The 13,445-nt window shown below is 68.5% G+C and carries 11 protein-coding genes, 1 tRNA gene and 1 pseudogene; 5 read left to right on the top strand and 8 right to left on the bottom strand.

Features of this window, described 5'->3' with window-relative positions:
- Positions 1-130: 130 nt before the first annotated feature.
- A complete protein-coding gene (locus tag H293_RS0118155) occupies positions 131-1,318 on the top strand; it encodes an aggregation-promoting factor C-terminal-like domain-containing protein (protein WP_020119287.1) in 1,188 nt (395 codons plus the stop codon).
- Between the two features lie 436 nt (positions 1,319-1,754).
- On the opposite strand, the gene H293_RS49675 is transcribed toward H293_RS0118155, so the two are convergent.
- The gene (locus H293_RS49675; RefSeq protein WP_020119286.1) at positions 1,755-3,044 is read right to left on the bottom strand and encodes an NlpC/P60 family protein; all 1,290 of its coding nucleotides are present in this window, start codon (positions 3,042-3,044) and stop codon (positions 1,755-1,757) included.
- 612 nt (positions 3,045-3,656) lie between these two features.
- Here H293_RS49675 and H293_RS0118145 point away from each other — a divergent pair.
- Positions 3,657-4,391: a DUF899 domain-containing protein gene (locus H293_RS0118145; protein ID WP_028807952.1), complete on the top strand. Its 735-nt coding sequence runs from the start codon at positions 3,657-3,659 to the stop codon at positions 4,389-4,391.
- 263 nt (positions 4,392-4,654) lie between these two features.
- Here the strand turns inward: H293_RS0118145 and H293_RS0118140 are convergent, their stop codons facing one another.
- Positions 4,655-7,336 (bottom strand): RICIN domain-containing protein, encoded by a 2,682-nt coding sequence (locus tag H293_RS0118140; protein ID WP_020119284.1) that lies wholly within the window; start codon positions 7,334-7,336, stop codon positions 4,655-4,657.
- Positions 7,337-7,898: 562 nt separating this feature from the next.
- Between H293_RS0118140 and H293_RS0118135 the strand changes: the two genes are divergently transcribed.
- Positions 7,899-8,723, top strand: a complete 825-nt coding sequence (locus H293_RS0118135; RefSeq protein WP_020119283.1) for a hypothetical protein — start codon at positions 7,899-7,901, stop codon at positions 8,721-8,723.
- 144 nt (positions 8,724-8,867) lie between these two features.
- Here H293_RS0118135 and H293_RS61990 read toward each other — a convergent pair whose 3' ends face one another.
- The 4 genes and pseudogenes from H293_RS61990 to H293_RS0118120 form a co-directional block, all read right to left on the bottom strand.
- Entirely contained in the window at positions 8,868-9,056 is a 189-nt protein-coding gene (locus H293_RS61990) for a VapC50 family PIN domain-containing toxin (protein WP_472726201.1), read from the bottom strand.
- 57 nt (positions 9,057-9,113) lie between these two features.
- A pseudogene (locus H293_RS61985) lies at positions 9,114-9,332 on the bottom strand (PIN domain-containing protein); the annotation flags it as partial.
- Between the two features lie 105 nt (positions 9,333-9,437).
- Positions 9,438-9,896 carry a helix-turn-helix domain-containing protein gene (locus H293_RS0118125; RefSeq protein WP_020119281.1) on the bottom strand — a complete coding sequence of 153 codons (459 nt, stop codon included), beginning with the start codon at positions 9,894-9,896 and terminating at the stop codon, positions 9,438-9,440.
- Between the two features lie 378 nt (positions 9,897-10,274).
- A tRNA-Gly gene (locus H293_RS0118120) sits at positions 10,275-10,345 on the bottom strand.
- A 500-nt stretch (positions 10,346-10,845) separates the two neighbouring features.
- On the opposite strand from H293_RS0118120, the gene dcd reads away from it, so the two are divergent.
- Both dcd and H293_RS0118110 read left to right on the top strand, forming a co-directional pair.
- A complete protein-coding gene (gene dcd / locus H293_RS0118115; protein WP_020119280.1) occupies positions 10,846-11,421 on the top strand; it encodes a dCTP deaminase in 576 nt (191 codons plus the stop codon).
- Complete coding sequence (locus tag H293_RS0118110; RefSeq protein ID WP_020119279.1) at positions 11,418-11,933, top strand: phosphoribosyltransferase; 516 nt, start codon at positions 11,418-11,420, stop codon at positions 11,931-11,933. The genes dcd and H293_RS0118110 overlap by 4 nt, the downstream gene beginning before the upstream one ends.
- A 33-nt stretch (positions 11,934-11,966) precedes the next feature.
- Here H293_RS0118110 and H293_RS0118105 read toward each other — a convergent pair whose 3' ends face one another.
- Both H293_RS0118105 and H293_RS0118100 read right to left on the bottom strand, forming a co-directional pair.
- Positions 11,967-12,374 (bottom strand): NUDIX hydrolase, encoded by a 408-nt coding sequence (locus tag H293_RS0118105; RefSeq protein ID WP_020119278.1) that lies wholly within the window; start codon positions 12,372-12,374, stop codon positions 11,967-11,969.
- 38 nt (positions 12,375-12,412) lie between these two features.
- Complete coding sequence (locus H293_RS0118100) at positions 12,413-13,363, bottom strand: Yip1 family protein (protein ID WP_078612609.1); 951 nt, start codon at positions 13,361-13,363, stop codon at positions 12,413-12,415.
- Between the last annotated feature and the right edge of the window lie 82 nt (positions 13,364-13,445).

Raw genomic sequence — 13,445 nt, 5'->3', positions numbered from 1 at the left:
CCAAACGGTCCTTCGTGCACCAACGCCCGCCCGTAGGTGCTCGGCCGTGCCCTTTCCGCCGATCTCGGGCCACGCCCCTTCCCACCGTCCGATGCCTGCCTGACCGCAACCGCCCCAGGGGGAACGAAAAGTGAAGAACATCCGCAAACCCAGCCGCAGAGTCGCGGGCCTGCTGGCGGTCGGCGCCCTCACCACCGGGCTCCTCACGGTGACCGCGCCCCTGGCCGAGGCGGCCACCACCTGCTCGGGCGGCGTCAACATCTATGGCGTACTCGACGACGGCAGGCTGACGTTCAGCCAGCTCAACCCGGCCACCGGAGACCTCGCCAAGGTGCTCGTGGGGCCTGACCTCGGTTTCGAGCCGAAGGCCATGGCGACCCTCAACTTCAACACCGTCCTGGTGACGTCGACCTCCGGCGCCCTCTACCGCGTCGACATCAAGACCAACAACACCAGCCTCGCCCTGATGAACGCACCGGTGAAGATCGCCGACAGTGGCTGGACCCACGACAAGCTCACCTACGACGGACACGGCCATCTCTACGGCACCACCGCGGCCGGCCTGCTGCTGCGCTACAACGTGACCGAGGACAAGCCGGCCGGCTCCCAGCACATCGGCGTGCGCACCGAGATCGACACGGGGTTCGTCCTGAAGACCCTCACCGCCACCGGCGACGACCGGCTCAGCGCCACCACCGAGGACGGACGGCTGCTCGACTACACGATCGCCGGCGCCGGCTCCTGGAAGGGCAACACCCTCAAGTCCTCCGGCTGGTCCGGCTTCAACCAGCTCGTCTCGCCCGGATCCGGCCTCTACTACGGCCGCCTGTCCACCGGTGCCATGTACTGGTACAAGGACGCCAACCCGACCGACGGCTCCGGTTCCGACATCTCGTACCACCTCGACGACCCGGTCAACACCCGGGGCTGGACGCAGAAGCTGCTGTCCGCCCAGCCGGGCACCTACACCTGCACCACCCCCACGGACACGGTCGACCGCGACAACATCACCGAGGTCAAGGCCGCCGGCCGGCAGCTGATGAACAACAAGGACGCCTCCTGGGCCACCTCCGCGCAATGGGCCTGCCTGGAGACGCTCTGGGACCACGAGAGCAACTGGCGCTGGAACGCGACGAACCCGTCGTCCGGTGCCTACGGCGTTCCGCAGGCGCTGCCCGCCACCAAGATGGACGTCGCGGGCGACGACTGGAAGCAGAACCCCCTCACCCAGATCAAGTGGGGTCTGAGCTACATCGACGGCCGCTACGGCTCCCCGTGCAACGCCTGGAACTTCTGGCAGGCCAACAACTGGTACTGATACCGGCGGACGCGAAAAGGGCGGTGCCCCCTCGAACCGAGGGGGCACCGCCCTTTTCGCGTGGGTGCGGCCTAGGCGGACGGGAATTGAGTCCGCCGAGACCTGGACGCGGTCGGTCCTCGGCGAGTCCTTGGACTCGACCGCACTGCTCACGGTGATCCGGACGGTGCCGTCGCACGTCCGGGCACCGTCGTCGGGTATGCCGACCGACGCCCCGTACTCGCGGTCCGGGACGTGCGCGGAGGTGCCGAAGCCGCCCTGGCGCTCTCCGTGTACGTCACACCGGCACGACCCGGGCGTCCTCGCAGGCGTTGCGCACGCGCCCGTCTGGAAGCCGACGCGGGTCCTGGACGGGCGGATCGCGAGCACGGTAGGGGAGACGCGAGAAGGCCCCGCCGGGATCGGCGGGGCCTTCGAGGTAGGCAGTGGGGGCGCGTCAGGCGATCTTGTCGTAGCGCAGGGCGATGTAGGACGAGGCCGGGTGGCTGTCGATGGTGCCGCTGTAGACGTTCGCGGTCGAGTAGTTCATGTCCGAGGACGGGCTGCCCTCGGAGTAGTAGTAGAAGGAGCCGGCGTCCTGGTCCTTCCAGCCCGCGAAGAGGACCACGTGCCCCTCGCTGCTGGAGTTCAGCGCGTCACCGGGCCGGAGGTCGGCCTTGGAGATCTGCGTGCCCGCGCCGGGGAGTGACTGTGTCGTCAGCGAGGTGGTGAGGTGCCAGGCCATGGAGACGAAGCCGGAGCAGTCGGTGCGGTAGGAGTGGTCGCCGTCGACATCGCTCGCGTAGGCGCTCTGGCTGTACTGGACGTTGCGGCTGTACCAGTTTTTGGCTCGGGCGATGACCTCGTTGCGGTAGATCGTGCCGCCCTGGACGGACTTCGGCGGGGCCGGCGCCACGTAGGCGCAGTTGTCCGCGTAGGCCGACAGCAGGCTCTGGGTCCAGCCGGACGCGTCCACCGGGTCGCTGGGGTGGTACGCGATGTCGCTGCCGTCGCCGTCGGTCGGGTCCGAGTCGTGGTACCAGTACATGCCGCCGTTGGTACGGCCGTAGTAGAGGCCGCCGCCCGGTGAGGAGAGCGAGTCCACCCCCGACCAGCCGCTCGACTTCAGGACCGCGCGGTCCCAGTCGTTCACACCGTTGATCTTGTAGCTGAGCAGGCGGCCGTCCGAGGTCGAGGCGATGATGCGATCGTCGCCCGCGGCGGCCAGCGTCTTGAGGACGAAGCCCGTGTCGATCACCACGTGCTGGCCTATGTGGGCCGACCCTGTGGGCTTGTCCTGCGACACCAGGTACTGGTGGAGCTGCCCGTCGACCGTGCCGTAGAGGTGGCCGGCGCCGTCGTAGACCATCTTGTCGAAGGTCCAGCCGCCGTCCCAGATCTTGGCGACGCCGGCCACCGTGAGGGAGGTGTTGTTGGTCTGGACGTCGACGCGGTAGAGGTCACCGGCGGTCGAAGTGACCAGCACCGTGTTGAAGTTGAGGGTCGCCATCGCCTTGGGCGTGAAGCCGAGGTTCGGGCCGATGAGCGTCTTGACGCGGTCCCCGGTGTTCGGCTCGACCTGCGTGTACGTCAGCTTGCCGTCCGAAAGCGTGCCGTAGATCGACACGTTGCCGGTGCACGAGGCGACGGCCTGCGCGGCTCCGCCGGCGACAGTGACCAGCCCGAGGGACATCGCGCCGACGGCGAGCGCGGCGGATGTACGGCGGATGGTGTTGCTCAGCTTCATGAGTCTCTCCTGCGGCATGGAAGTCGAGCGGGCGAAGGCACAGCCCTGGCCCAGACAGCTGCCCTGCAGGTGCAGCTGTGAAGGATGTCGGGGGTGTGACGCCCGGTGGCAGTGACTACTTTCGCCGCAGGTCACGGGGGGTTGGAAGAGAGATCGCCTGGACGCAAGCGTCCCTGGCCCGTAGCGTCCTGACGGGGGGTTGGCGCGCCGGAACCGGGCCGGTGAGGCGGTCGGGCGACGCCTTTCCTGGCGAGCACCAAGGGATGGTCGCCAGTTCCTCCTGGCCCGGGCGGCGGCCCTCCCGCGCGTACGTGCGTGGTCCACCGAGATGCTGTGCCTCTTGCGAGGCGTGGCAGACAGCGGTCCGGGCCGGTGGTGACGGCGGGGGCGGTGTCTGACGGCGCGCTCAGCGTCAGCGAGTGCGAGCACCCGTCCCACCTCGTGGCGACCGACGGCATCCCTGACGAGCACCGCCGCCGCCGGGCGCGTAGCGTGGAACGTGGGGCCGGATGGGCACGTCGGTGCGGGCGACTACTGACAGCCACCGCAGCCGTTGCGGGCGACCGCCCGTCGCGGGGCGGTGTTCCCCTTCCACGCCAGGAGGGCATGGCCATGCCGGAGCACAGAGTCGGCACCCTGGAGGAATTCGAGACAGCTCGACAGGAACTCCTCGCGGAGGAGAAGGCGCTCACCCGACGCGGCGACGAACTCGCGCGGAAGCGGCGGGAACTTCCCTGGGTGCCGGTCGACAAGGACTACGGCTTCGAGACCGAGAACGGCACCAGGGCGCTTGCGGACCTCTTCCAGGGGCGTGCCCAACTGCTCGTCTACCACTTCATGTTCGGCCCGTCGTACGAGGCCGGATGCCCGGTCTGCTCCTCGATCGCGGACACCCTCGACGCCAACGCCATCCATCTCAGGGCCCGGGACGTGACGCTGATCTGCTCCTCACGGGCACCACTCGACAAGCTCCTCGCCTACCGGGAGCGGATGGGCTGGAGCTTCGACTGGGTTTCCACGGTCGGCAGCGACTTCCACCGGGACCTCGGCTTCCTGTACACCGAGGACGAGTTGAGACCGTTTCTCGAGGGTGACATCCCACCGACGGTGAGCCAGATGGCACAGGCGACGGGCACGGACGTGTTCGGGTATGTCACCGAGGGCCCCGGGCTCAGCGCCTACGCGTTGTCCGACGACATGGTCTACCGGACGTACGTCACCACGGCGCGCGGCCTTGAGCCCGCCATGGCCTACTACGGCCTCCTCGACCGGACCCCGTCGGGCCGCCATGAGCAGGACGAGGAGACTCACTGGCTGCGCCGCCACGACGAGTACGGGGGGACCTGAACTGCCTCGTACACCAACCCGGGCCCGATCGCCGCTGCCTGCCTTCACGAGTGACGGCGGCGGTGGGGGCGGGCAGTCGCCTGCGGAACTGTGGTGACTCGATCGTCTTGGGTCTGCTGCTCGTCCTCGCCCTGACGATGCCGGGCCGCCTTGCGTATCGCCCGGACAGCCCGGCGCCAGGAGCTCGTGCGGATGAAGCGAGGACCCTCGGCCAGAGCGGGGCCGCAGGCCGTTGTGGCTGCGGTCCCGCTCTGGCGTCGGGGTCAGGACGGGTCGCCGTACTGGAGGCCGCGTCCGTTGGTGCCGATGTAGACCCGGCCGAAGGTGTCGGGGTCGCCGGTGATCATGCCGAGGCTGCCGATGGCGCCCCACTGGTGGGCGTCGTCGTTGACGCGGAGCCAGGTGGTGCCCTTGTCGGTGGAGCGGAAGACTCCGGTGACGTTGTCGACGGTGCCGATCAGGTAGAGGGCCTGGTAGTTGGCGCCGGATGCGGCCTTGCCGAAGCCGAGGGCGGAGGCGGACTTCACCGACCCGAGCGTGGTGAAGGTGCGCCCGCCGTCGGTGGAGTGCAGCAGCCCCTTGTCACCACCGGCGATCCACAGATCCGCCGCGATGCCGGGGACGGCCGCGAGCCGCCCCGAGGGCAGGTTGCCGGCGCGGGCGGTGAAGGTCGCGCCGCCGTCGGTGCTGGCGTACAGCGTGCCGCCGGACAGGGAGTAGAAGGTATTGGCCGAGGACCGGTCGGCGACGACCACGGCGTCGGTGCCCAGGCCGCTGACCTTCGACCAGCTCGCTCCCTTGTCGGTCGAGCGGTACGGGGCCTGGCCTGATTCGGCCCAGACGATGGTGGAGCCGTCCGCGGAGAGGGCGACATGGCCGCTGTTCGCGCTGGGGACCGGTTCCGCGGTGAAGCCGTTCCAGGTGCTGCCGCCGTCGGTGGAGTAGGCGCCGTCCTGCGCGCCGCCAGTGCCGACGCGGACCATCACCGCGGGGGACGACTGGGCGAAGTCGATGTCGGTGCTGCTGCTCATCAGCGGGTTCTTCAGCCGTCCGGCGGGTACCTCGGTCAGGGAGTCGTGGCGGAAGCCGCCCTGGTCGCCCATGGAGGTGATGACGGTGGCGCCGCCGGGAGGCGCGATCGCGTCCGCCAGCGAGGTCTCCTCCAGCCCGCGGGCCCCGGAGGCCCAGTGGCTGGTGCCACCACTGTCGGAGGCGTTCGCGTCCTTGCTGCGCCAGATGCCGTTGCCGGTGCCGTACAGCACGTGCCCGGAGTCGAAGGGGTCGATGGCCAGCGCGGTCATCCAGTGCCCGGTGTTGGTGCCGACGTACGGAGCGCCGGAGGCATCGCGCTGTGACTTGTCGGCCAGGGCCTTCCAGGTCGTGCCGCCGTCGGTGGTCCGGTAGATCTCGTCCTCGGGCCACCAGCGGTCCAGGGTGGTGACCATCACCGTGGACGGCTTCTGCGGATCGACGGCCAGACCGGAGAACCCGTAACCACCCTGCGACGGCGAGATGTTCTTCCACGCGCCGCCGGCCGGCGTGTACTTCCACACCGAGCCCGCCGTCGCGTCCATGGGACCGATGCTGTTGCTGTAGGACAGGTACAGCGTCCCGTCACCGGTGACCACACCGTGCTGCGGCGTCTGGCCGGTGGGCTGCCCGGAAACCGCCTGCCAGCTGCTGCCGCCATCGGTGGAGCGGTACAAAGACGTGGACGTGTCGTTGACGCCGACGTACACCGTGTTGCTGCCGGACGGGCCGTACGTCACGAAGGAGATGCCCGCGCCGCTGCTCGCCCCGCCCTTGACGGGGAACGCGGAGACCTGGCTCCATGTCACGCCGTAGTCGGTGCTGCGCCACAGGCCGTTCTTGCGGGTGCCCAGCAGCAGGGTGCCGTGGTTCGCGGGGTCGACCACGAGCCGCTCGCCCGCCCCGCGGCCGGGTTCGTTGCCGCCCAGCTTGAACGGCAGATCGGTCCGCTGGAAGGTACGGCCCCGGTCGGTGGAACGCAGGATCGCCCCGTTCCCGGCCCACTCGTTGGTGTACGTACCCGTCCCGAGATAGAGCCGTCCCGGGTCGACGGGGTCGGTGGCCAGCGAGTCGATGCCCAGCAGGTTCCAGTCCTTCTCGCCGAGCCAGTCGGTCAGCGGGATCCACTGCTCGGCCGCGGTGTCCCAGCGGTAGGCGCCGCCCATGTCGGTGCGCGCGTACAGCAGGCCCTTCTCCTTCTGGTTGAACACCAGCCCGGTGACGTAACCGCCGCCCACCACCTGGGCGTTCTTCCACACATACGGTCCGGCCGCGGCCGTGGTCTGCGCACCGCCGGTCCCGGCCGTCTGGGTCCCGGTCGCCTGGGTCCCGGCCGTCTGGGTCCCGGCCGTCTTCACCAGCTTCCACTGCTGGTTGGTGCTGCCTCTGCTGGGATATTGGATGATCGGCGCGCCCTGGGCCGTGGAGCCTCCGGAGACGTCCAGGACCTGGCCGCTCCTGCGGGAGGTGAAGGTGACGGCGTCGGAACCGCTCACATCGTCGATCCGCCACTCCTGGGAGGTGGAGGAGCTGTCGGTCTGCTGCTCGGCGGCGGCCGCCTGGGCGGTCGAATCGCCCGCTATGCCGAGCATCTTGCCGCTGTTGCGGTTCACCAGTTCGTAGTAGCCGTCCCCGGTGGGCTTCAGCTTCCACTGCTGGTTGGCGGTGTTCTGGTCGGCCCACTGCTGGATACGGGTGCCGTCGGCAGTGGAGAAGCCGTTGACGTCCATCACCTTGCCGCTGCGCACGGAGACCAGTCTGTAGTAGGCATCACCGTCGACCGTCGCGGCCTGCGAATCCTCCTGCGCGAACAGGAGATACGGCACGACTGCGAGGGGCACGCCGAGCAGCAGAGCAGTGGCGGTCCAGCGACGGCGGTGACGCCCGCGGCGCCCGCCGTTCGTGGGGTTGTTCATGGGGAGGTGCTCTCCTTGCATGCCGTTCACCGGAGGTCAGGATCCAGACACCGAACTGGCCGGATCCGATCCCTAGTGGTCACAGGCTCCGCAAAGGGTTGCCTCGCGCCGGGAACTTTTTCACCTCGACGACGCCGGGATTGTCGTCGTCACCGTCGGCCGGCCGCCGCGGGCAACCGCAACTCCTGCGAGGCATGGAAGCTGTACGGCGCGAAAGAGGTTGCCGGCAGGGCCACGGTGATCGGGGACGGCGGCTACCGGGGCACCGGCCCGCTCATCCCGCATCACCGCAGGCGTGGAAAGCCACCGGTGGGTGGTGAGAGCGACGGCGCTGAGTTGGGCTGCGGGTGTGCTCGGCATCCCGGCTGCTTCTGGGCCTTGGTGGCTGGCTCTGCCTGCGCTGGTGGCGTGGGCGCTGCTGAGTTGGTGGTGCGCGACCATCATGCTTCCGTTCGTCCGTCGACGTCGAGTCGTCCGCCGGCGCCGCACCAGCTCGCTCACGTCGGATGGCCGTCGCACGGCAGCCGGGGCCAGGGGCGATGCCCCGCGGGACGGGGACGCGGTGGTGGTCTACCGGCGCCAGCGCAATCCCGCATGGCTGGCGGCGCTGGCGACCAGCGGAGCGCTCTTCGCGGTCACGGCTTGGGTGACCTGGATCGCTGATCCCACTGCCGCTGTACGCCTGCACCTCCTCCTGGCAGGCGCGGTGTTCGTCACGGGCGGCATCCGACGCCTGGCCCGCGAGGGTGGCCGGAGACCGTTTCTGGTGGCGGTGTTCGTCGCTCTGCTACCGGTAGTCGTTCCGGCACTTGGCGGGCTCAGCCCTGTGCTCTTCACCTTCTACGGTGCCGCGTTCCACGTCCGCGCGGAGGAGATGGACGTTGCGGAGGTGTGGCAGTTCCTGGCCTCGGTGTACGTGTTGGGGATCTCGGTAGCGCTGACGCTCTTTTTCCTGGCCTGCTGGGGCTACTTGCGGCTGCCCCTGTTCCGCCACCGTACGCTGCGCCTGTTCCTCCCGATCGCCGCCCTGACCGGTGCCATGGCACTTACGTTGGCATGGGCGGCGACCGTACTGGACGGCGCCGACGCGGCCGGTGATGATGCGGTACGGCAGTGGCGATCGGACCGAGTACCGGATCACTACTACGGTGCCAATCCCCGACCCGTCTGCGTCACTCCGACCGGCTCCCTGGACGAACTTCCGTCGTACGGGCACCGATTGGACCCCATGCGGGTGTACTGCACGTTCGGCGTGGTCGGTGGTGAGGTGACATTGTGGGACCCCGAATCGGGCGACGCCTTCCCACTGCCCTCCGATGCTGTACAGGTGCTCCCTGCAGGGGAGGGTGAACCCGGCGCTGCGATTCCCCGGAGTTGTCGTTCCTGAGTGGATGACGATCTTGGTGAAGCCGAACTCCATGTGCTTGCCAGTAGCGTGGTGCCGCGTACGCATCGCCGATTTGCGCGTCCGACGGCTGACGGACGCAGCGGGGCGTGCACGGCCACCACCTTGCGTGCTTGGGAACGGCAGTCAGGGCGTGATTGCAAGCGTTCGTAGGGCTGCCGCCGAAGCGACCAGGCCCTGCCGCTCCAGCTTGGCGATCACGTCGTCCACTGTGCCCGGCGGCTTTCGCCAGCTGTCTGCGATCCTCTGCACCGCGCCGCAGACGACCTGCGGAGCTAGATCGATCTGTGCCTCCAGGAAGGCGTCTGGATGCACAGCTTCGATGTCCCAGGGGGCCAGGGCATCGGTAGGGAAGTCCTTCAGGTTGAAGGTGACGACGACCTGTGCCTTGGCCCGGATCGCCGCGGCCAGGACATGCCGGTCGTCCGGGTCTGGCAGCTCCACTGCATCGATCAGTGGTTCGTGTCCCTTGACGAGGCAGTCCCGGATTGCAGCGTTCATCAAGGTGCGGACACGGCCGAGCTTCTCGGGCGGGATGTCCGGGTGGTTCTTGAGGATGTTACGGAATGTCTCGTCGAGGATCTGATCGGTCCACTTGGCTTGGACGAGGCCGCCCTATGCGATTCGGATGAGGACGTCGCGCAGGGTGCTGGGGTAGAGGACGTTGGCGTCGTAGACGGCGACGAAGGCCATGCGCTAGATCATTCCCATTTCCTGGCCGAGCTGGGTGAGCTCGTCGGCGGCTTCGCGGCGACGCTGGTCGTCCTTGCGCTTGTACCGCAGGAGCGATGAACCGGTGATCCGCCGATGTGTGCCGACGGTTCGGTATTCGATTTCTCCGGCATCGAGCAGCCCGATCAGGAATGGCCGCGACACGTTGAGCATGTCCGCTGCCTGCTGTGTGGTGAGCTCGGCGTCGGATGGGACGACCGAGACAGCGCGGCCGGCCCCCAGGTGGGCCAGCATGCCGGCGAGCAGTTCCACGGCCTCGCGGGGTAGGGCGAGGGGCTCGCGCTCTCCGTCCTCGACCGTCACGGTGATCTCTGCGAGGTCCTGGTGCGCCGCCAGGTAGCTGCGGACCTGTGCGAGCGCGTGAGCTGCGGCCGCAGCCTTCTCGGGTGGCAGCTTCACGGGTCGGATGTCTGTCTTGGTCATGGTGTGCCCCTGTCGGTGCGGGAGGCAGGCGTCGAGTCTGCGTGTACCCATTATTCGAAACAATCGAAGTAAACGCAACAAGTGAAACGAGAACGGTTCGGGAGGCTGTCGAGCCCGCGCCACTCCGAACATCCGGCCCTCTTCGCCAAGGGATCGGCAAGCTGATGGCTTCGGCCGCGCGTCTTGCCAGGGCTCCGTGCGCTAAGGGGCGTACCAGGCCGCGCAGTTGAGGAGGGGGAGTAGGTCGTGACCAAATGCACCGAGGGGGACCCCGTGCCCTCCGCGTGCCCTATCTCGGGGCGTGTCAGGGGCGCGAGGGTCGACAGATGGTCTGGACCGCAAGTAAGCCCCAGGTCGCTGACCTGGGGCTTTAAGAAGAGCGGGTGACGAGAATCGAACTCGCGCTCTCAGCTTGGGAAGCTGATGTTCTACCATTAAACTACACCCGCGTAAGACGCCGGACGGAACCCGTCCGAACGCAACGTCACCTTACCTCATCCCAGGCCCCCGGCGCTGAAGCCGTGGGGCCTGACTGCGTTCGCGGGGTGGGACGGGGGCTGCGGGGCGCGGGAGTTGGGGCGTACGGTGGAGGGGTGGGAGAGGGTCCGCGCGGGACCGGAGTGCCGCCTGGAGGGCCGTCCCGCCCATCCCGTAATGTGGCTTTTGTCGTCAGGCGAGTAGCAGCCGGACGCGGCTCTTGGGGAAGGGACTCTAGGACTTGATGGAGCGCACCGTCGTCCGTTGTGCCGATGGGCACGTGTTCAGTACCGCTTCGTTCCCGATGCAGCAGGCCGAGCGCCTCGGCCCCGGACGGCTCGTCCGGTGTCCTCGCTGTGCCCGGCTTCGCAGCGTCGTTCCGGTGACCTTGGAGAAGCACTGAGAGATCGGTACCAGGCGCGCGGGTCCGTCCGATGATGGTCGGTCCGCGCGCCTTGCGTATCCTCGGTGCGTGCTTCTCTCAGACAAGGACATCCGGGCCGAGATCGACGCCGGGCGGGTACGGATCGATCCCTACGACGAATCCATGGTGCAGCCGTCCAGCATCGACGTGCGCCTCGATCGCTTCTTCCGGGTGTTCGAGAACCACCGCTACCCCCACATCGACCCCGCGGTCGAGCAGGCCGACCTCACACGGCTCGTGGAGCCGGAGGGCGACGAGCCGTTCATCCTGCACCCCGGGGAGTTCGTCCTCGCCTCCACGTACGAGGTCATCACGCTCCCCGACGACCTCGCCTCCCGCCTGGAGGGCAAGTCCTCCCTCGGCCGGCTCGGACTCGTCACCCACTCCACGGCCGGCTTCATCGACCCCGGCTTCAGCGGCCACGTGACCCTCGAACTCTCCAACCTGGCCACCCTCCCCATCAAGCTCTGGCCGGGCATGAAGATCGGCCAGCTGTGCATGTTCCGGCTGTCCTCGCCGGCCGAGTTCCCCTACGGCAGTGAGCGCTACGGCTCCCGCTACCAGGGCCAGCGCGGACCCACCGCCTCCCGGTCCTTCCTCAACTTCCACCGGACCCAGGTATGAGCGGCGCGGACGTGCGGGAGAACCTCACGTACGAGGCGTTCGGCACCGCCGTGCGCGAGCTCGCGCAGACCATCGCCGACGACGGCTACGAGCCCGACGTGGTGCTCTCCATCGCCCGCGGCGGAGTCTTCGTCGCCGGGGGTCTCGCGTACGCCCTCGACTGCAAGAACATCCACCTGGTGAACGTCGAGTTCTACACCGGCGTGGGGACCACCCTGGAGATGCCGGTCATGCTGGCCCCCGTCCCCAACGCCATCGACTTCTCCGACAAGAAGGTCCTCATCACCGACGACGTCGCCGACACCGGCAAGACGCTCAAACTGGTCCGCGACTTCTGCCTCGACGCCGTCGCCGAGGTCCGCTCCGCGGTCGTCTACGAGAAGTCGCAGTCCCTGGTGAAGTGCGAGTACGTCTGGAAGCGCACGGACGACTGGATCAACTTCCCGTGGAGCGTTCTGCCTCCCGTACACAGGTCGGGCGACGCGCCCAAGGAGAACCGAGAAGCGGTCTGAGCCGGGAGTTCTCCCAACGGTCCGGCCGTGGGATCAGGTGAGCCGGCCCGCCTCGTGCAGCGCGTCGAAGGCCATCGCGTCGACCGCCGAGACACGGTCCCGGTCGGTGTGGCGGAACCACGCCTTCTCGGCGATCTCCCGTGACGGGGTCAGCTCGCCGCGGTGATCGGCGGTGTAGCAGATCATCCGGAAGGGGCCGTGCTCCGGATGGCCCTCGCCGATCTCGAACGTGCCGAAGTGCACCATGGAAGCGGGGTCGATCGCCGCCCGCAGTTCCTCGTCGATCTCCCGTACCAGGGTCTCGCTGTCGGACTCGCCCGGTTCGCGATGACCGCCCGGGAAGTAGAAGCGGTCCCTGCCGTGACTGCGCGTCACCAACACCCGGCCGTCCCGCACCAGGACCCACGCCACCTTCTCCGGTACGCCGTTGCCACTCGTCATGGCCGGGACCGTACCGGAGGGCATCGTGCGCCGAGCGGCTAGAACGTCCCCAGCTTCACGATCGACAGCAGGGCGATCAGCTGGATCGCGGAGGCGCCTAGTGCCTTCGGCCACGGCAGGTCGTGGGACCTGGACACCATCAGGGTGAGCAGAGCGCCGGCCGCCACCCAGGTCGCCCAGCCGAGGAGCTGGACGAAGGAGGCGTCGCCGCCGAAGAAGATGGCCACGATCAGACGGGGGGCGTCGGTCAGGGACATGATCAGCATGGAGAGGCCGACCGTGGGCTGCCACGCGCCGTCGCCGCCGAGCTGGCGGGCCAGGGCGTGGGTGACGACGCCGAGGACGAACGCGGACAGGACCATGGCGACCGCTGTCGTCAGGACGATCGGGATCGCGTTCGACAGCGTGGCGTTGATCGCGTCCTGTCGGGCGCCCTCGAAGCCGAAGACCGCGAGGAGGCCGTACAGGAAGGTCACGATGAGGGCCGGGCCCCACATCGTGTAGTCGCGCATCTGCAGGAAGGTCTGCTTGGGGGAGAGCAGGATGCCCTTCAGGAGTTCCTTCCAGTGCAGGCGGGGGCCCACGGGGGCCGCCGGGGCCGAGCCCGCGCGGTAGGTGCCGCCCTGGTTGTAGGGGTCCTCGCCGACGGAGAACGCCTGGGTGTGGCCCGGGTTGTTCGCCGCGTACGGGTCGTGGCCGCCCTGTGGGGCGCCACTGCCGTCGCCGAAGTACTCCGGCTCGTCGTAACCCCCGCCGCCGCCCTGGGTCCACTGGCCCGGGTGGGGCTGCGGCGCGGGGGGATAGCCGTACGGCTGTCCCTGGGGCGCCTGCTGCCCGTACGGAGGTTGTTGCGGTCGCGCGTGAGGAGCGCCGTTGTCCCGGCCGCGTCCGATCCTGAATCCAGCCACGCCTTCGAACGTACCTGGTCCCGGGGAGTGACGTGTGCGGCCCGGCGTTTCGGGGACGGCTTTGCTGCCGAGCTGTGACATCCCTTAAGGGAGGTGTCGTCCGTCCCCTACGGGGTTTCCGTACGGAACCGGGGAAGACCGCGACGGTGTCCTTCGTCTCGCT

It is taken from the genome of Streptomyces canus 299MFChir4.1 (genome assembly GCF_000383615.1).
Classification (GTDB): Bacteria; Actinomycetota; Actinomycetes; order Streptomycetales; family Streptomycetaceae; genus Streptomyces; species Streptomyces canus_C.
This window is presented reverse-complemented; position numbering and strand designations above follow the sequence as displayed.